The organism is Synechococcus sp. R70.1 (genome assembly GCF_047461675.1).
Taxonomy (GTDB): Bacteria; Cyanobacteriota; Cyanobacteriia; order Thermostichales; family Thermostichaceae; genus Thermostichus.
In genome coordinates this window covers 1-17609 of the sequence record NZ_JANSHR010000034.1, presented here as the reverse complement: position 1 = coordinate 17609, position 17609 = coordinate 1, and the positions used below count along the sequence as shown (strand labels likewise).

The following is a 17609-nucleotide window of genomic DNA, read 5'->3' as shown; positions in this document are numbered from 1 at the left end:
CCACAGTTGAAATAGAGAGCCGAAGACAGCAGGCGCCAAGTGGCTTAATCTCCTGCCGAGGCTTGGGTAGAGTGGGAAAAATTCCCGAAGCTTATGCTTGCCCAAATGCGTCTCGGCGGAGGCTGGGGCGCATTCCTTTTGCAGTGGCAACCACATTACAGACAATCGAGGAGGTGAGCGCGTGGGCAAGCAATCCTTAGCAAAGAAAGCAGAGGTAGTCGATGAGGTTCGATCCCTGCTGCAGGCCAGCCAAATGGTGCTGGTCATCGACTACAAAGGTCTAACCGTTGCTGAGATGAACCAGCTGCGGGCGGAGCTGCGCAAAGCAGACGCCGTCTGTATGGTGGTTAAAAATACCCTGATGCGGCGGGCCGTTGCTGACCTTAAGGCTTGGGCAGGGATCCTGCCTTTCCTGTCCGGGCCAACGGCTTTTATCCTGATCCGGGGCAATATCGCGGCGGCCCTGAAGGCGTATCAAGACTTTGCCCGGCAAACCAAGAAGACTGAGTTTCGCGGTGCTGCCGCTGAGGGGCTGTCTCTGACCTTGGATCAGGCCAAGGCCATTGCTGACCTGCCGCCTAAGGAGGTGCTCCTGGCCCAAGTGGCAGGCAGCCTTAAGCTAGTAGCCACCCGACTGGCGGTTGGGCTCAATGCTGGGCCTAGCCAGGTGGCCCGCGGTATCCACGAGATCCCGGCCTCACTGGCGCGGGCTTTGCGAGCCATTGCCGACAAGGAGGCGGCCTGAAGGCAGCCGCTTCGATGGGCCAACGGCTCAATTGCACCCTGCTACTTCTTGTTACCTAAGGAGACACAACCATGGCTTCAGAGCGTGTTCAAAGCATCCTGGAAGAGCTGAAGACCTTGACTTTGTTGGAAGCTGCCGAGCTGGTGAAAGCCATTGAAGAGACCTTTGGCGTCAGTGCAGCTGCACCGGTAGGCGGCATGGTCATGGCTGCTCCCGTGGCGGCAGCAGCGGCACCGGCACCAGCAGCGCCGGCTGAGCCGGTAGAGGAGCAAACGGCTTTTGATGTCATTCTCGAGGCTGTTCCTGCCGACAAGAAGATTGCCGTTCTTAAGGTGGTGCGCGAGCTAACCGGCTTAGGCCTAAAGGATGCCAAGGATCTCGTGGAAGCTGCTCCCAAAGCAGTTAAGGAGGGAGTCTCCAAGGAGGAGGCCAGCGAGATCAAGAAAAAGCTGGAAGAAGCCGGCGCCACGGTCAAGATCAAGTAGAGGTGGGGAAGAGGCGTTTTTTCCCTGCTCTCTGCCGAAGCTGCAAAAGAGGGGAGGGGCGGTTTGCCCCTCTTTTTTGCTGGTTTCTACCCCTCAAAACGGGTTGCCGGGGGGCTCGCGGGGGCTGCAACTTCGACCAGCGCTCATCGCTGGATAGGGAAAGGGCCCTCGTCAGGAGGTCGGAAACCATTACAATGGGTTACGGACGTTTGCCACCACCCCCCATGGACTTCGGAGTCGGATTTCTCTCCAACAATGTCATGCTGCCGATCCTGGATTTTTTCTACGGGATCGTGCCCAGCTATGGTCTGGCCATCATCTTTCTGACATTGGTGATCCGCTTTGCCCTCTACCCCCTCAATGCCGGGTCCATCCGCAACATGCGGCGCATGAAAGTCATTAGCCCGGTGATGCAGCGGCGGATGCGAGAGATCCAGGAGAGGTACCGCGACGACCCGCAAAAGCTGCGCGAGGCCCAGGCCAAACTCTACAGCGAACTAGGGGTTAACCCGCTTGGGGGGTGCCTGCCGCTGCTTATTCAAATGCCAGTGCTGTTTGCGCTCTTTGCCACGCTGCGGGGATCCCCTTTTGCGGCGGTAACCTACGACGTCAACCTGCAGATCTTGCCAGCAGAGGTGGCGGCTGAGGTGGTACCCACCCCCTACGTCAGCTCCAGCAAGAACATCTTCGTCGCCGACTCAGTCCACAAGCCGGTGGTGCTGGTGGTGCCTAAGGGTACCAAGGTTGCCGTAGGGGAGCAGGTGCAGTGGATGCTGCAAGGGCCAGGGGGCAAACCCTTCGAGCAACTGGTAACCGAAGCGGGGGGAGACCCCAAGCTGTTGCAGCCAACTTGGAAGATCGTCAAGGGAGAGGAGCGGGTCCAGCTCCAGCCCGATGGCACCTTGCTGGCCCTGCAGCCGGGGGAGGTAGCGCTGCAGGTCTCGATTCCAGGCTTGGCCTCAGATACTGGCTTTCTGTTTATTGATAAGCTGGGCCGCGTTGGCGCTTTTGACCCCGATGGAACCATCCACTGGGATATCATCGCCATGGTCGCCCTCTTTGGCCTTTCCATCTACCTCAACCAGGCCCTGACCAATACCGGCCAGGAGGATCCCAGCCAGAGCTCGATGGCCCGCATTACCCCGGTGCTGTTTTCGGCGATGTTTCTATTTTTCCCCTTGCCGGCTGGGGTTTTGCTCTATATCCTCGTCTCCAGCATTTTCCAGACGCTGCAGACCCTCTTGCTCTCGCGAGAGCCTTTGCCAGAGAGCCTGCAGCAGTTGGTGGAAGAGGAACGGCGCCGTGCTGCCCAGGTTAGTAAGGAGGTAGACCGAGCAGTAAAACCCAAAGCCGCTGGGGGAGCTCGGGAATCTTTGCCCTTTGAGCCCTAAGCAGTTCTCTGGCCGCTGGGTGGCTGGGCTTGCAGTTAACTAGTTGATAGTCTTTCAGCAGTTGGAAGCTGTTGGGATGAGCCACCCTGAGTCTTCTACAGGTTCCCCAAGGGGAGCCGCCGCTAAGAAATCCCACCCGCAGTTTGAAGAGACCGCTGCTCCTTCCCAAGCTAAGCTTTCTCCCGCCGAGCAGCGAGAACGGGCTAGAGAGTGGTTGCAGCAGGTGCTATCGGCCATGGGGATACCGGCAGCAGTGCGGGTAGCGGGCGAGGTGATTGAAATTGAGGCCAGTTCTCTCACGCCTGTGCAAAAGCAAGTCTTGCTTTCCAAAGTGCCCCCAGGGCCCGTCCCCAAGGAGACTAAAGTTGACGAAGAGCGTACCCCAGTAGTGCTGGATGCTTTGCAATATCTGGCCAACACCCTTCTCAACCTCAACCAGCCAGAAGACCAGCAACAACCCTATATCTTGGACTTAGACGGCTATCGAGAGCGCCGCTTGCAGGAGTTGAAGGCTTTGGTGGCTACGGCGGTGGAGAAAGTAAGAGCAAGTGGTCGGGAGTACGAGTTTCCCGAGCACCTTTCGGCTGCCGACCGGCGGCAAATCCACACGCTCCTCAAAGACCCTGCCTATGCTGACCTAGAAACCTTCAGCCGAGGTAAAGAGCCGGATCGCCGCTTGGTCATCCGCCGGGCTCCGCGCCGGGGTAAGTGAGGGCGCAGCTAAGGGATCTCTCGAGGAAAATAGGGCTATGCTGAAGCCAATTCGTCTATCCGAGCTGCGGCAGCTGCCTGGCCAAAAAACCCAGGAGGTACGGTTTCGGCAGTTTTTCGCTGGCTTTGAGAGCCTGACACCGGTGGAGGGATCCCTGCGGGTCAGCCACCGAGGACACTTTGTTGAGGTAAGGGCCCAGGCCCGCACCATCGTGACTCTCACGTGTCACCGCTGCTTGCAGCAGTTTAACCACCGGCTGGAGCTAGATGTTGAGGAGATCATTCTCATTCGCGAGCCCAACTCTGGCCCTCCACCCCTGGAGCTGGAACTGAAGGAGGAAGAGGATCTGCTGGAAAGCTTGCCCCCCAACGGTGAGCTGGATGTGGAGGACTTGATGCGCCAGTACCTGCATTTGGAGATGCCCACCCAGTTGCCCTGTCGCCCCGATTGCCCAGGTATTGTGGTGGAATCGGCTGCGCCGGCAGGGGATCCCCGCTGGGCGCCGCTGGCAGCTCTTCTCAAAGAGATCTCCTAGAAATACCGCTTCATTTGGATCCGAAAGCGGCCTTTTTTCGTCTCAACCACCTCTTCAATTTGCAGCCGACCCCGACCGCGGATGGCAATCCAATCCTGAGGGCTAAGGAGGTAGCTGGCTTGGGTAACTGGCTTCCAGTTGACTCGTACTTCTCCCCGCTGGATCTCTTCCACCATTTTGCTGCGGGAGATGCCGAATCCGGCTGAAGCCACTGCGTCCAAGCGCAAAGAGGCTTCCACACTGGTAATGGACTTTACCCGCGGCGGCTGCACCTTTAATTGGTTGAGAGGGATGGAGCTAACCTTGACCGGCACACTGCGCACTTGCTTCAGGTTGAGGCTGAGATAGTCCACCAGTTCAGGTACCACGATAGCCTGCGCACCTGCTTCTCCAACTGCGAGAATGTCTCCTACCTTTTCGCCGGCAATTCCTGTTGCCAGAAGGGCTTCTAAAAAGTCGCCGTGAGTAGCTGGGTCGAAGAGAAAGTTCCCCTGAATTTCAATAGCCGCTAGCGGGATCCCTGGTGCCTCCACACCAAGCTCGGGGCGAGCCAGGGCCAAGCGCTGGCGCTCTGCCTGGGCATAGCCTCCCCAGGCCACCACCTGCAGTTCGGCTAGCTTGTTCAATCGGCTTTGGACGGCGGCAATCTCCGGCGGCGAGAGAAAATCGCTGTAGACCACCTGCCAAGTTTTCAGGGCCTGCTCTCCTAGGTCTAGGATGCGCGCCAAGGTTTCTCGATACTCCGCTCCTTTCAGTAGTTCGGCTCTGGGCAACATGGTGGGGCGCTTCAACCCTTGCGGTTCTGTTCCGCTTGCTACATGCTAAGCTGGATTAGGGTCCTGGCGGGCGTAGCCAAGTGGTTAAGGCAGAGGATTGTGGTTCCTCCACTCGTGGGTTCGAATCCCATCGTCCGCCCTCTCTACTCGCAGCTTAAGACCAGCGTGCCTACGGCGTCGATGCTGCCGGTCCAACCGGCTTCAATCACCACGGTAGCCTCCGGCATCTCCACAATTGCCGGCCCGCACAGTTGAAACCCCACCCCCATGTACCGCCGATTGTAGACGGGTACCGGCCGCATCCGGCCGCCGAACCAGGCCTCTCGTTTCCCCTGGAGGGGATCCCCCGGCAAGGGTGGGGGGGCCTGCAGAGGGACACGAGGCAAGGCCTGCACCGCCCGTAGGCGCAACTGGATCACCTCCACCTCTTGGTCAGGATCCTGCCAGCCGTAGCGCTGGCGGTGGGCTTGGTGAAACCGCTGCTCGAGGCGGGAAACCGGATCCGACAACTGGGCTGGGATCTCCAGCTCAAAGGACTGGCCGCGGTAGCGCAGATCCAGACTCAAGGAGAGCTCCGGCTCTTGCAGGTCGGCTTTCGCCTGGCGGATGAGGGGCTCAGCCCACTGAGCCAGAAGGGATCCTCCCCCCTCCCCCTCTAGCTGCCGCAGCGGCTGCAGGACGGCCCGCCGGTAGTCCCGCCGCAGATCGGCCAAAGCCATGCCCAGCGCCGAGAGGACACCGGCAAAGGCCGGGATCAAGATGCGGCGGATCCCCAGCTCTTCTGCTAAAGCACAGGCATGCATGGGCCCGGCTCCGCCAAAGGCCAGCAGGGCAAAATGGGCGGGATCCAAGCCTCGCTCCACGCTGATGACCCGCAAAGCCCGTGCCATGGCCACATTGGCTAGGGTGCGAATGCCAACGGCCGTCTCCTCCAAACTCAAGCCCAAGGGCTCCGCGAGCGTTCTGAGGGCCTGGCCCGCCAAGTCTCGCCGTAGGCAAACGGCATCCCCCAGCCAGCCCCCATCCGGCAGGTAGCCCAGCCAGAGGTTGGCATCGGTTACCGTGGGAGCCGTTCCCCCCCGACCGTAGCAGGCCGGCCCAGGGTTGGAGCCGGCACTTTCCGGCCCCACCTGCAGCCCGCCCCCGGGTAGCAGGGAGGCCAGGGATCCGCCGCCGGCACTGACCGTGTGGATGTCGATCTGGGGCTGCTGCACCGGCAGGCCGCACACTACCGCTGACGGGGTAACCTGGGGGATGCCGTCTTGAATGAGGGCCACATCGGTGCTGGTCCCTCCCATGTCCAGGCTAAGCAAATGGGAGTAGCCACTCAGCCGGCCCAGGTAGGCCGCTCCGTAAACGCCGCCCGCCGGCCCCGAAAGCAGCGCCACCGAGGCGTGGGCTGCTGCCTGAGCAATGGAGGTGACGCCGCCGGAGGATTGCATGATCAGGGGTTCGGGGATCCCTCGCTGCCGGCAGCCCTGGGCCAAGCGGTGGAGGTAGCCCGCCAGCGCTGGGCTGAGGTAGGCATCAATGGCCGTGGTGCTGAAGCGCTCGTATTCCCGAAACTCTGGCGCCACCTCGCAGGAGAGGGAAACATGCAAGCTGGGAAAGGCCTGTCGCAAAGCCGCCCCCAAGCGCTGCTCGTGTTCTGGATAGAGGAAAGAAAACAGAAACCCCACCCCCACGGCGCGGATTCCATCCCGCTGTACCCGCTCCCCCACTTCCCGGACTACGCGCTGGATCTCCTCCTCAGTTAGTGGCTCGACCACGCCACTGGCGCTGCAGCGCTCCTTCACCTCCAGGCAGTGGTGGCGGGGCACCACCGGCTCCGGCTTGGGCTGAGTGAGGTCGTAAAGGGAAGGACGGTTTTGGCGGCCAATGGCCAGCACATCCCGAAAGCCCGCCGTGGTCAAAAAGAGAGTGGGGGATCCCTTGCGCTCCAGGAGGGCGTTGGTGGCCACGGTCATGCCATGGCAGAACACGTCCACCTCAACTGGGCCCAGCTTGTCCAGGGCAGCGAAGACCCCCTCTTCCGGGCTAGGGGTGGAGAGGACCTTGGCTGTCCGGATCTGGCCCTCCTGCAGCAGCACCAGATCGGTAAAAGTGCCTCCCACATCGATCCCCAGGCGGGTCGGGATCCCTCGTTGGCTGCCGACAGTGGACATGACTCGTGGGCGCAGGCTAACCCCTCCCTAGCTCTTTGACTCGGCTTCCAGGGGCTGTTCCTCCTTCTGCACAAGCTGACGGAAGGCCGGCTCGTCCAAGCGGTAGTCCCGCTGCTCGATGAGATCCCGGTCAGTAGAGTAGATGGTGTCCGCTTCCTGCACCACCTCCTGGCGGCGGAAGTGGCGGGCAAAGTCGAGCTTGCGCCGCAGCACCTCCGAGGGACGCTGCAGTTGCTCTTGCCAAAACCGCCGAATGCGATTGCGGCGCTCCACTCCCTGGTTGCGGAATTGCAAGGTCAACCAACGCACCGTGGGCACGGCCAAAAACAGCGTGCCGTAGAGGAAGAGGAATCCAATCAGCGGGTAGATAACCGCCAAAAAGGCGTTGCTCCCAGCGGCAGCGGCCACCTCCTCCCGCGCCCCATAGAGAATGGCCGCCAAGAAGAAATTGAGCACACCCAAGCCGGCGGCTAGGGCCAGCTGCCCAGGGGTGGCGCGGCTAAACACCCAAGGTTTTTCTTGCAACACCTCGGGAAACCGCTGCCGTGGGCCTTCGGCGGCCGTTACCTGGAGCTCTGGAAAGCGATAGACGATATCTCCCTCCTCGCTTACCTCCGGCTGGCCGTCAAACTTGAGCAAAATGGGCAGCATGTAGTCTTCGTACTCCAGGGCGGGGGATCCCGGCTCCACATCCAGGTAGGGCAACACCTGCTCGGCGGCAATGACTCCCCCATTGGCACGGATGAGCTGGCCAATGAGGGCATAGCGTTCTTCTTCCAGGTTGGCATTGGGATCCCCGTCGCCAAACAGGAAGCTGTAGACCGCCTCGAGAAAGTTCATCTCCGACTTTTCCTGTCGGGGTTGCGCCTGACCGGAATAGCTCTCGTAGGGACCCCAGAAGGGGTTGCCTACCCACAGGTCGGGAACGTAGAAGAGCCCCACCCCTCCCGAGCGGCTGCGGCTATCCTCCTCACGGCTACTCCTACTGCTCTGCAGAGCCATCAAGGCCAGAGTAATGAGGACAATTGACACTACCAGCAGGATGCCAAAGGAAATGCGCAGGCCGTAGAGAAACCCTCCCCAAAGCCGGCGCCGCAGGGCTGCCAGCCGGTCCTGTTGCTCCTTGCGCTGGAGAATGCTGCGAAAGTCGGGCGGGAAAACGTAGGCGATCTCTCCCTGCCGCGAAACCTGAAGATGCCCCCCTGCCTTTTGGGCCAACTGCAGCAGCTCTTGCTTGGCCTCCTCTAAGGCCAGGCCTGTGGTGGAGGCGATGTCTCCCAACGTAACCCGCAGGCCCAGCCGCTCTACTGCCTCCATAACCAAAGTCTGTGCCGCCACCGTCAACCTCCGCTTCTGCCTGCTGTTAACCCGCCAGCTCCCTGTTTCCAGTATCTCTCCTGTGCTGGGCATCGGCGAGAGGATTCCCTCTTGGCAGCCGCTAAGCTAGGGCAGCCAGGCCAGGGTTGCCAGCAAGGCCGAGAGGATTCCAATCAACACCCAATTCAGCCGTTGGGTATTCACCAAGGGAGCGGCCTGGGAAGGGAGGGGAGCGGGGGACGTGGGCCGAGATCCCCGCGGGCGAGGGCGTTCATAGACTAGAAGTCGGCTTTCGGGCTTGGCCTCTTCCAGGTGGCTGAGATCGGGGATTTGGATCAACCACTCCGCTGGGCGGCGTAGACGGGGAGCCTGCCAGATGCTCAACACATAGCGCGCCTGTTGGGCAAGCTCGGGATCTGGACTATATAGCAAGCTCTGCACCAGGCGGACGGCCTCCTCGGTTTCTCCAAGCGCCTCCTGCGCCAAGGCCTGCCAGAGCCGCAGCTGGCCTGCCTGGGGATAGCGGCCTTGGGCCTGTTTGGCCTCCTCCAAGGCCTGTCGGTATTGTCCCCGCTCAAAGCTGGCTTGAATTCGGGCCAGGTATTGGGGCAAGGGCAAGTCTGGGGCCGGGATCGACTCGGAGTCCACGCAGCCTCCCTAGGTCAGCTTTTGTTCCACCCCAAACCCCACCAGGAGTACCTCCTGCAGCGGCTGGCCTTGAGGTGGGCGCCGGTAGTTGAGGATCTGCCGCAGGCGCAGGCGGGGGTTGAGCAGGGTGATGGTATCTACGGAAACAACGTGGGTGTAGGTGGTGGTCATCACCAGTTGCAGGGATCCCGGATCAAAGCGGAAGTCGGCCACCATGGGCCGCTCTTCCTCATAGGCGCGATCGCGCAGGTAGTCGCCTTCCAGCCCGCGGGGGCCCTCTCGCCGGGGCACAAACAACATGTTTAGCTCTTGCCCGACCTCCTCCCCCTTTTCGGAGACAGTCTCAAAGGCAAGGTGAAAGCCCAGGAAGCCGTCGACGCCGTGGTTGGGGTAGTTGTTGTCGGCCAGGACCTTCTCCTTGAGCTCAGGGGTGAGGGTGCGAATGGTGAACTCGGTGCGCGAGCGCTCCACCTCCCCTCGATCCAGGTAGTGATAGGTGCGCTCGGTGTGCCAGGCGCCAATACAGCAGTTAAAGAAGTGGTGAAACTGTTGGAGGGCGTTCATGCCAAAGGGCTCGAGAGCAGGGCTGAGTTGACACCAAGCCCGATCCTAAACCGAATCGAAGACAAACAGGCACCCCAATCCCTGCAGCAGATGCCTCAGGTGGGGATCCCCGTTGCCCCCAGCAGTTCCAAAGCCCGCTGCAACTGGCGATCCTCAGGGCCGCCCAGGGTTTCTGCCGTTAGCGGAACGGGGCCCTCGCCCACCACCACATCGGGCTGGATCCCTTGGCGGTGAATGTCGCGGCCGTTGGGGGTGAGGTATTTGGCAGTCGTCACGGCCAGCCCTGAGCCATCTGCCAGCTCCATCAGGGATTGGATCAGCCCCTTGCCGAAGGTGCGCGTTCCCACCAGTTGCGCCCGCCCGCTGTCCTGCAATGCCCCCGCCAAGACTTCGCTAGCGCTGGCACTGCCTTGATTGACCAAAACCACTAGCGGCGCCTGGGTGAGAATTTCGCCGGTGGCAGGAATGCCCTCTAGAATGCCGTGGCGATCCTTCACCAGCACGATGTTGCCTTTGGGGATCCAAAAGCGGGCAATCTCAATGGCCGCCTGCAGCAGTCCTCCGGGGTTGTTGCGCAGATCCAGGAGGTAGCCCCGCACCCCTCGGGCTTCTGCCGCCTGGATAGCCTGGCGCACTTGGGTGGCTGCATTGCCGTTGAACTGGCTGAGGCGGATGTAGGCCACCAATCCCTGGGGCAGCTCAAAGAAAGCCGTGCGCACCGGGTTAATGAGGATTGACTGCCGCACCAGCTCCACCTCCCAGATGCGCCCCTGCCGCCTTAGCCGCAGGCTAACGGTTGTACCGCTAGGGCCGCGCATGCGCTCTGCCACCTCGTCCAAGCTCAGCCCCGCCACTGGCACCTGATCCACTGCCAAGATCTCATCCTGAGGCTGGATCCCGGCCCGCTCGGCAGGGGTGCCCTCCATGGGAGCAATAACCCGCACTGCCCCCTGCTCGTCGATGGCAATCTGCAGGCCAACACCGCTCAGCTCGCCGGCAGTAGAGGTCTGCAGACTGAGGTAGTGCTCCCGATCCAAAAAGCGGGTGTAGGGATCCCCCAAGGTGGCCAACATCTCCTCAATGGCCCGATAGGTTTCCTGACGATTCTTCAAGGGCCGCGCCAGAAAACGCTGCCGCACCTGCCACCAGTTTTGCCCGTTAAACCCCGGATCCACGTAGGCCCGATCCACATAGGCCCAAGCCTGGGCCAGCAGTTGCTGCTCTTCTCCCCAGCGGCTGGCCTGAGCTCGGTAGGCGCCAGTGCCTAAACTTGCCCAGAGCAGGCACCCCAGCAGCAGAATGCGGAGAACCCAGCGGATCCCCCACTCTTTCTTCTTTGGCTTTGGCGCAACCATAGACGGCAAGACGCTAAGAAAAGTTAAGGAATATGAACAAGACGCAATATCGAAACCTGTTTTGCCAGCGAGAATGCGGATTCCTGCCCCCGAGCTGAGCCTAACTTAAGGAAGTCGTTAACAAATTGTGTTACAGTGCTGGTTGAGGTAGGGCTGTCCTCCACGGTGGAGTGACTTTCTCCCGCCGGGGAGATACCGAGAAATTGGAAAGAAAGGTACCATGGGCAAAGTTTACGACTGGCTAGACGAGCGGCTAGAGATTACGCCCTTCGTCGACGACGCAACCGGAAAATTCATCCCGCCGCACGTTAACATCTTCTATTGCCTTGGCGGCATCACGCTGGTGTGCTTTCTCATTCAGTTTGCCACCGGCTTTGCCATGACGTTCTACTACCGTCCGACGGTGGCCGAGGCCTTTGAGTCGGTCAACTACATCATGACCCAGGTCAACTTCGGCTGGCTGCTGCGCTCCATCCACCGCTGGAGCGCCTCCATGATGGTGTTGATGATGATTCTGCACACCTTCCGGGTTTACCTGACCGGTGGGTTTAAAAAGCCCCGCGAGCTGACCTGGGTCACCGGCGTGATCTTGGCGGTGCTGACGGTTTCTTTCGGGGTTACGGGCTACTCTCTGCCCTGGGATCAGGTGGGCTACTGGGCAGTCAAGATCGTCTCGGGAGTGCCTAGCGCTATCCCAGTGGTGGGTGATGCCCTGGTTCAGCTTATCCGCGGTGGCGAGGCCGTTGGCCAAGCTACCCTTACTCGTTTCTACAGCTTGCACACCTTTGTCCTGCCTTGGCTGACGGCGGTCTTCATGACCATGCACTTTTTGATGATCCGCCGCCAGGGCATTTCTGGACCCCTGTGATCCAGGGCTGGTCGGATCCCCTACTTTCCCTTGCTCAACCCTTTTGCCCCAGACAAGGAGAACTGCTATGCCTGTCTCGAAGCAAGCGCTGGCGACTGAGGTTATTACACGCAAAGTTGACCTGGACAACCCCAAAGTTTTGGCCAAGCTGAAGAAGAACATGGGCCACATGACCTACGGGGAGCCCGCTTGGCCTAACGACTTGCTCTTTATGTTCCCGGTGGTCATCCTGGGCACCATTGGGGTGATTGTCGGCCTGGCGGTTATGGATCCCGCGGGTGTAGGCGAGCCGGCAGATCCCTTTGCCACGCCCCTGGAAATTCTTCCCGAGTGGTACCTCTACCCTGTGTTCCACATTTTGCGCGTTGTTCCCAGTAAGCTGCTGGGCATTGCCCTGATGTTGGCTATTCCCGTGGGCCTTTTGTTTGTGCCTTTCATTGAAAACGTCAACAAGTTCCAGAACCCGCTGCGCCGTCCAGTGGCGACGACGGTGTTTTTGATTGGCACTTTGGTAACCCTGTATCTAGGCATTGGCGCCACTCTGCCGCTGGACAAGTGGGTTACCCTGGGCCTGTTCTAGAGAGCCGAATATTGATAACTCTAGGTGCAGCAGGCTGATGGCCAAGCTGCACTTTTTTTAGGGGAACTTTCCCGGGGGACTTTTCGGCAGACCTTGGGCAAGGGGATGGTAATATCGCTACGCACTCCTCTTGCGGGGATCGCCCATGAGCGTTTCTTCTTCTGCTGCTCAAACCTATCGGATTACTGCCCTAGCCGGCGATGGGATCGGCCCTGAGATTATGCAGGTGGGTCGGGCAGTTTTGGACGCCGTTGCCGCTCAGATGGGGTTTTCCCTCCAGTGGCAGGAGGGCCTAATTGGCGGAGCAGCCTACGAGGCCACGGGGGATCCCTTGCCCCCGGAGACCTTGAAAATGGCCCAGGAAAGCGATGCCGTTTACTTGGCAGCGGTTGGCGACTTTAAGTACGATACCCTGCCGCGCCAGAAGCGACCGGAGCAGGCTTTGCTGGGCTTGCGGGCCGGCTTGGGGCTATTTGCCAACTTGCGCCCCGTGAAGATCTTCCCCCAACTGGTGCAGGCCTCTTCCCTAAAGCCGGAGGTAGTTGCTGGGATCGACCTGGTGGTGGTACGCGAGCTCACCGGCGGCATCTACTTTGGTCAGCCCCGCGGGATCTTCGTCGATGCCCAGGGATCCCGCCGCGGCGTCAACACTATGGCCTACAGCGAGGCCGAGGTGGATCGCATTGCCCGCGTAGCTTTTGAACTGGCCCGCAAGCGACGGCGCAAGCTTTGCTCGGTGGATAAGGCCAATGTGCTGGAGGTGTCGCAACTGTGGCGGGAGCGGGTTACCGCCATTGCCGCCGAATACCCTGACGTAGAGCTTTCCCACCTCTATGTCGACAACGCGGCCATGCAGTTGGTGCGCTGGCCAAAGCAGTTTGACGTCATCCTGACAGAAAACCTCTTTGGGGATATCCTCTCCGACGAGGCGGCCATGCTAACTGGCTCCATTGGCATGTTGCCTTCTGCCTCTCTGGGAGCTACCGGCCCAGGCCTCTATGAGCCAGTCCATGGCTCAGCTCCGGATATTGCCGGCCAAGACAAGGCCAACCCCATTGCCCAGGTGCTTTCTGGGGCAATGCTACTGCGCTACTCCTTGGATCAGCCCCAAGCTGCTGACCGCATCGAACAGGCCGTCGAGGCGGTTTTGGCCCAGGGCTACCGCACCGCCGACATCTACTCGGAGGGGATGACCCTGGTCGGCTGCCGGGAAATGGGGGAAAAGATCCTGGCTGCCCTGGCTCAGCTGCCCGCCTCCTAGCAGGGGTCTCTCAGCCGTTGAGAGCTGGCCCCCTAGGCAAAGCGATGGCCAAGCTGGATGGGGTCGTGGACAGTGATCTTCTTCTTGTGGATAGAAATGTAGTTTTTCTTGCGCAACTCTCCCAAGAGACGGGTAATGGTGACGCGGGTTGATCCGATGGCTTCGGCAATGGCCTGGTGAGATAGCTTGAGGTCGATGGTTACGCCATTGGGGCCAGGCACCCCGAAGTCGCGGCAGAGGATCAACAAAAAGCTAACTAGGCGGGAGGCCATGTCGCGGTGGGCCAGGGTTTCAATCATCATCTCTGTCTGCAGGATACGGGAAGCCAAGCTCTTGAGCAGCAACATGGCCAGCTCAGCGTTCTCCCGTACAGACTTTTCCACCTGTTCGATGGGCAGAGAAAGCAGCTCGACGCGAGTAAAAGCTACGGCGTGATAGAAGCGGTCGGAGCGCTGCCCGGTAATGAAGGAGAGCACACCAAAAATACTGTTCTCCCGCAGGAGGGCAACGGTAATTTCTTCCCCCCTTTCGTACACCCGCGAGAGCTTAACCGCCCCTTTGACCAAAAAGTAAACCCGCTCCGCCGGATCGCCGGGGAGAAAAATGGTCTTGCCGCGTTCATAAGTCTCGATAACCGGAGGATGGCGAGATCCTCCTAGCTGCTTAAAAGCTGCAATGAGAGATTTTTCTGCGACGGCCACCACGAGATTTGTCAACCTTTCAAGGTCAGTTTATCTCTTAGGATCAACCCCTGAGGTTAACTTAGGGCACCTGGATCGAGCTGCCCACAACTCAGAGACTACCCTAAACTTAAGAGACTCTGCCTGGATATCTTTGTAGCCAGAGCTACGTTCCTTTGTTGCGACAAGGGAAGGTTGTATGGGGATCCCGCCGGCTGAGGTTGCCACCCCTTCTCGCCCTAGCCGCCAGCACTTTACGGTGCGGATGCCAGAGCCAGCCAGTCACCTCTTGGAGGTGGAGCTGCAGATTCGCGAAGTGGAACCGGAGGTGCCCCTGCGGCTGCGGCTGCCAGTGTGGACGCCGGGATCCTACCTAGTGCGGGAGCATGCCCGCCATGTACAGGAGTTTCAGGCCCTGAGCGAGCAAGGGAGCCCTTTGAACTGGCGAAAGGTTGATAAAAACACCTGGGAGGTAGACCCACCTGGGTGTTCGGCGGTTACAGTCCGCTATCGGGTCTATGCCTATGAGCTGACGGTGCGCACCAACCATCTGGATCTCACCCACGCCTATTTCAATGGGGCGGCGCTCTTTCTCTACGTGCCTGGCCGCGAGCGGGAGCCCTATACGCTGACCGTGATCCCTCCCCACCCCGACTGGCGCATTGCCACCAGCCTGCGGCCCCTGGCCTCTCCTTCCCCAGGGGATCCTAGCCCTGGCCAGTCTTTCTTTGCTGAAGACTACGACGAGCTGGTGGATAGCCCGGTGGAGGTGGGCCTGCACCAGTTGCGGTCGTTTGCGGTGGAAGGGATCCCTCACTACTTCGTGGTCTGGGGAGCGGGCACCCTAAATTTGGAGCAAGCGGTGGCCGATGCCGAGAAAATTGTCCGAACCACGGCAGCGTTTTTTGGCGGGCTGCCCTACGACCGCTACTGGTTTATTGTGCATTTGTCGGCCGGGGGATTTGGTGGCCTAGAACACAAGTACAGTGCCACCCTCAACTATTCTGGACTAGAGCTGCATCAGCCTCAGTCCTACCGCCGCTTTTTGGCGCTGCTGGCCCATGAGCTTTTCCATGCTTGGAACGTCAAGCGGCTGCGCCCTCTAGCTTTGGAGAAAATTAACTACAACCAAGAAAACTACGTGGACTGTCTGTGGTTTTGCGAGGGGGCAACCAGCTACTACGAAAATGTCATCTTGCTGCGGGCAGGGATCCTCAGCGCCGAAGATTTTTTAAAGATCCTGGCCGAGCAAATTGGCCGGCTGCAGCGCACTCCAGGTCGAGCCGTACAATCGCTGCGAGAATCCAGTTTCGATGCTTGGATCAAGCTCTACCGCCCCCACGAAAATAGCCTCAACAGCCAGGTTTCCTATTACCTCAAGGGCGCTTTAGTCTGCTGGCTGCTAGATCTGCACATTCGCCACCTTTCAGGGGGGCGGGGATCCCTGGACACGGCCATGCGGGATTTGTGGCAGCGCTTTGGCCGGTTTGAGAAAGGCTATACTTACCAAGACTTGCGAGAGGCCTTTGAGCGAGCAGCCGGTGTCGACCTTTGGCGCTTTTTTGCCGCCTACGTGGAAGGCACGGAAGAACTGGACTACGACACCTACCTCCATCCGTTTGGCCTCACCCTCAAGGCCCACTTTAGCCGCCCCAACCCTCCTCCCTACCTGGGCTTGAACTTCAACGGCGAGGGCAACCGCATCAGCGCCGTCGAGATGGGCTCCCCGGCTCAAAAAGCAGGCATCTGGGCTGGCGACGAGCTGGTGGCTTTGGATGGCCTCCGGGTAAGCGCCGCCACCTTGCCAGAGCGCCTGGCAGCCTATCAGCCCCACCAAACCATCTGTCTTAGCGTCTTCCAAGGCAATCAGTTAAAGCACTTTTGGATCCCCTTGGATCCGCCCCGCCCGGATGTGTACACCCTGGAGGCCTTGCCTGAGCTCACTCCCGCCCAGAAAGCGCTCCAACAAAGCTGGTTGGGATCCCTGCTCGGTTCTTCGGGACAAGATACGCCTCTTCTTGCCTGAGAATCTTGAAACAGGCAGGTAACCGAGTTAACCTAGGCAAAAAGTAACAATAGGGGCAAGGAGCCAATCTGATGGACCTCGTTTTGGCTTTGTTAATTGGGGTGGCTGTTGGTTTCTCATTGGGTGTTTACGTTGCCCGCCGTTACAAGGCCAATCCTAGACCAGAGGCCTGGCAGCGAGAGGTCATTAGAGAGATATCTTCATGGCTGGGCCAAGAACTCGACAAAACCTTAATCAAGTTAGGAGAAGGATTGGCAGACGAGACTTCTCAGAGGTTACAGTCTATCCAAGCTGATCTTGAAAAGTTCAGGCTGCGTCTTCTAGAAAGTTATCAAAGTTTTCTGCAGGTTTGGGGTAAGGATCTTACGCAGGCTATATCTGTCAAGCTAGCTGAACATAGTGAGCAGCTCAACAGTCAGCGAGCTATCCTAGAAAACTTAGTGAAAGAAGCTAGAGGTATCTATCAGCAACTACAGGTTGCTCTTAAAAAATCTTCCAGATTAGAGATATCCCAAGCTACAGATCAAAACTCTCAAAAAGATCAGGCTGCCATCCATAAAACAATAGAGAATAGTCTACCAGACGATGTACCGAGAGATAAGGAAAAAGTAGCTGCTTCTAACATGCTAGAAGTTGACATATCGAAGATAAAATCTTTCTTAAACTCGAAAAACATAAAGATCAGAAGCATAGATATGGAGGAAGAAGAGGAGAAGCTAGATCAAATAGCTGACCTTATGGGTAGTCAGTACTCTTTGATCAAAAGATTCTATGGAATGATTAAGTCAAGTATGAACAGCGGAAACTCTTTCTCAACAAACCTTAGAGACGAACCTCAACAAGTAATTGGCACAACTTGCCAGGTTGCCACAGAGCTATACAAGATTGCATTTTTGGAAGAGTATAGATACTTCAGAGCGCCCAGGTGTCTGCTAGTAGCAAGAGCCAGCAGATCTCCACAAGCACTGAATTTTCTCTCAGGAAACTGGCTGGAGAGATACGTTAGGAATAGGTTGATTTGCCTTGCTAAAAGGCAAACTGGGAAGATTGATTTTTCTTACATAGCAAATGCCAAAGTTACTTTGTCAAACGGAGATGATTTTGAGATGGATCTTCTCTTCCACGTTAATGATCAATTTTACTGGGTAGAGTCGAAGACAGGTGAGTACCAAGATAAAGTACAAAAGTACTCCAAGATTGCTTCTGACCTTGGTCTTCAGAGAAACCAAGCCATCATAGTTTTGACCGACGTTAGTCAAGATGCAAAAACCAGTCTATCCTCTCTCTATCATTTGTCGGTCATCAGTGTTGATGAGGTTGAGGCTACATTTGAGAGGATCTTGAAAAGTCACCTTCGAGAAGTCTGAAAGGCACCCAAGAGCATTAGCTTAAGCCACAATTTTGACAGCTTGTTCCATACACCACCAGGGATCCTCCGCAAAAGCTGGCATGGGCGTGCTGCCCGCCTTGCCCAAGATGGCCAGCCGAACTTCCCGATCCA

At 58.6% G+C, this 17609-nt stretch carries 17 protein-coding genes, 1 tRNA gene and 1 other annotated feature; of the genes, 11 read left to right on the top strand and 7 right to left on the bottom strand.

The features are described from left to right. Position 1: 1 nt before the first annotated feature. Positions 2 to 146, top strand: a sequence feature (ribosomal protein L10 leader region). 35 nt (positions 147 to 181) lie between these two features. From rplJ to NW807_RS05345, 5 genes are all read left to right on the top strand, one after another. After that, complete coding sequence (gene rplJ / locus NW807_RS05365) at positions 182 to 745, top strand: 50S ribosomal protein L10 (RefSeq protein ID WP_414425481.1); 564 nt, start codon at positions 182 to 184, stop codon at positions 743 to 745. Positions 746 to 816: 71 nt separating this feature from the next. Then, complete coding sequence (gene rplL, locus NW807_RS05360; RefSeq protein WP_414396495.1) at positions 817 to 1230, top strand: 50S ribosomal protein L7/L12; 414 nt, start codon at positions 817 to 819, stop codon at positions 1228 to 1230. Between the two features lie 224 nt (positions 1231 to 1454). Then, entirely contained in the window at positions 1455 to 2621 is a 1167-nt protein-coding gene (gene yidC, locus NW807_RS05355; protein WP_414425480.1) for a membrane protein insertase YidC, read from the top strand. A gap of 76 nt (positions 2622 to 2697) precedes the next feature. After that, positions 2698 to 3333, top strand: a complete 636-nt coding sequence (locus NW807_RS05350; RefSeq protein WP_414425479.1) for a protein jag — start codon at positions 2698 to 2700, stop codon at positions 3331 to 3333. Between the two features lie 37 nt (positions 3334 to 3370). Then, a complete protein-coding gene (locus tag NW807_RS05345) occupies positions 3371 to 3868 on the top strand; it encodes a YceD family protein (RefSeq protein ID WP_414425478.1) in 498 nt (165 codons plus the stop codon). Here the strand turns inward: NW807_RS05345 and NW807_RS05340 are convergent. Further along, positions 3865 to 4644: a photosystem II S4 domain protein gene (locus NW807_RS05340; protein ID WP_414425477.1), complete on the bottom strand. Its 780-nt coding sequence runs from the start codon at positions 4642 to 4644 to the stop codon at positions 3865 to 3867. The genes NW807_RS05345 and NW807_RS05340 overlap by 4 nt on opposite strands. Positions 4645 to 4710: 66 nt before the next feature. On the opposite strand from NW807_RS05340, the gene NW807_RS05335 reads away from it, so the two are divergent. Further along, positions 4711 to 4783 (top strand) — tRNA-His (locus NW807_RS05335). A gap of 4 nt (positions 4784 to 4787) precedes the next feature. Here the strand turns inward: NW807_RS05335 and NW807_RS05330 are convergent. From NW807_RS05330 to NW807_RS05310, 5 genes are all read right to left on the bottom strand, one after another. Continuing rightward, positions 4788 to 6809: a hydantoinase/oxoprolinase family protein gene (locus NW807_RS05330; protein WP_414425476.1), complete on the bottom strand. Its 2022-nt coding sequence runs from the start codon at positions 6807 to 6809 to the stop codon at positions 4788 to 4790. Positions 6810 to 6836: 27 nt separating this feature from the next. Continuing rightward, positions 6837 to 8147 carry a hypothetical protein gene (locus NW807_RS05325; protein WP_414425475.1) on the bottom strand — a complete coding sequence of 437 codons (1311 nt, stop codon included), beginning with the start codon at positions 8145 to 8147 and terminating at the stop codon, positions 6837 to 6839. A 105-nt stretch (positions 8148 to 8252) separates the two neighbouring features. Beyond that, positions 8253 to 8774, bottom strand: coding sequence for a hypothetical protein (locus NW807_RS05320; protein WP_414405863.1), 522 nt, complete (start codon positions 8772 to 8774; stop codon positions 8253 to 8255). 9 nt (positions 8775 to 8783) lie between these two features. Next, on the bottom strand, positions 8784 to 9338 hold the full coding sequence (locus NW807_RS05315) for a phycobiliprotein lyase (RefSeq protein WP_414409833.1): 555 nt from the start codon (positions 9336 to 9338) through the stop codon (positions 8784 to 8786). A gap of 95 nt (positions 9339 to 9433) precedes the next feature. After that, a complete protein-coding gene (locus NW807_RS05310) occupies positions 9434 to 10693 on the bottom strand; it encodes a S41 family peptidase (RefSeq protein WP_414425474.1) in 1260 nt (419 codons plus the stop codon). Between the two features lie 220 nt (positions 10694 to 10913). On the opposite strand from NW807_RS05310, the gene petB reads away from it, so the two are divergent. From petB to leuB, 3 genes are all read left to right on the top strand, one after another. Continuing rightward, complete coding sequence (gene petB, locus NW807_RS05305) at positions 10914 to 11561, top strand: cytochrome b6 (protein WP_414396519.1); 648 nt, start codon at positions 10914 to 10916, stop codon at positions 11559 to 11561. Between the two features lie 67 nt (positions 11562 to 11628). Beyond that, the gene (petD, locus tag NW807_RS05300; protein WP_414405860.1) at positions 11629 to 12141 is read left to right on the top strand and encodes a cytochrome b6-f complex subunit IV; all 513 of its coding nucleotides are present in this window, start codon (positions 11629 to 11631) and stop codon (positions 12139 to 12141) included. Positions 12142 to 12286: 145 nt separating this feature from the next. After that, positions 12287 to 13402 (top strand): 3-isopropylmalate dehydrogenase, encoded by a 1116-nt coding sequence (leuB, locus tag NW807_RS05295; protein ID WP_414405859.1) that lies wholly within the window; start codon positions 12287 to 12289, stop codon positions 13400 to 13402. Positions 13403 to 13434: 32 nt separating this feature from the next. On the opposite strand, the gene ntcA is transcribed toward leuB, so the two are convergent. Further along, positions 13435 to 14106 carry a global nitrogen regulator NtcA gene (gene ntcA, locus NW807_RS05290; protein ID WP_414405858.1) on the bottom strand — a complete coding sequence of 224 codons (672 nt, stop codon included), beginning with the start codon at positions 14104 to 14106 and terminating at the stop codon, positions 13435 to 13437. A 175-nt stretch (positions 14107 to 14281) separates the two neighbouring features. On the opposite strand from ntcA, the gene NW807_RS05285 reads away from it, so the two are divergent. Further along, a complete protein-coding gene (locus tag NW807_RS05285) occupies positions 14282 to 16108 on the top strand; it encodes a M61 family metallopeptidase (RefSeq protein WP_414425473.1) in 1827 nt (608 codons plus the stop codon). A gap of 71 nt (positions 16109 to 16179) precedes the next feature. Further along, the gene (locus NW807_RS05280; RefSeq protein WP_414425472.1) at positions 16180 to 17475 is read left to right on the top strand and encodes a hypothetical protein; all 1296 of its coding nucleotides are present in this window, start codon (positions 16180 to 16182) and stop codon (positions 17473 to 17475) included. The last annotated feature ends 134 nt before the right edge of the window (positions 17476 to 17609 follow it).

Bases quoted from the DNA above. Each gene is read 5' to 3' on its own strand.
- rplL (WP_414396495.1), top strand. From the start codon at position 817: ATGGCTTCAGAGCGTGTTCAAAGCATCCTGGAAGAGCTGAAGACCTTG.
- yidC (WP_414425480.1), top strand. From the start codon at position 1,455: ATGGACTTCGGAGTCGGATTTCTCTCCAACAATGTCATGCTGCCGATC.
- NW807_RS05350 (WP_414425479.1), top strand. From the start codon at position 2,698: ATGAGCCACCCTGAGTCTTCTACAGGTTCCCCAAGGGGAGCCGCCGCT.
- NW807_RS05345 (WP_414425478.1), top strand. From the start codon at position 3,371: ATGCTGAAGCCAATTCGTCTATCCGAGCTGCGGCAGCTGCCTGGCCAA.
- NW807_RS05340 (WP_414425477.1), bottom strand. From the start codon at position 4,644: ATGTTGCCCAGAGCCGAACTACTGAAAGGAGCGGAGTATCGAGAAACC.
- NW807_RS05330 (WP_414425476.1), bottom strand. From the start codon at position 6,809: ATGTCCACTGTCGGCAGCCAACGAGGGATCCCGACCCGCCTGGGGATC.
- NW807_RS05315 (WP_414409833.1), bottom strand. From the start codon at position 9,338: ATGAACGCCCTCCAACAGTTTCACCACTTCTTTAACTGCTGTATTGGC.
- NW807_RS05310 (WP_414425474.1), bottom strand. From the start codon at position 10,693: ATGGTTGCGCCAAAGCCAAAGAAGAAAGAGTGGGGGATCCGCTGGGTT.
- petB (WP_414396519.1), top strand. From the start codon at position 10,914: ATGGGCAAAGTTTACGACTGGCTAGACGAGCGGCTAGAGATTACGCCC.
- petD (WP_414405860.1), top strand. From the start codon at position 11,629: ATGCCTGTCTCGAAGCAAGCGCTGGCGACTGAGGTTATTACACGCAAA.
- leuB (WP_414405859.1), top strand. From the start codon at position 12,287: ATGAGCGTTTCTTCTTCTGCTGCTCAAACCTATCGGATTACTGCCCTA.
- NW807_RS05285 (WP_414425473.1), top strand. From the start codon at position 14,282: ATGGGGATCCCGCCGGCTGAGGTTGCCACCCCTTCTCGCCCTAGCCGC.
- NW807_RS05280 (WP_414425472.1), top strand. From the start codon at position 16,180: ATGGACCTCGTTTTGGCTTTGTTAATTGGGGTGGCTGTTGGTTTCTCA.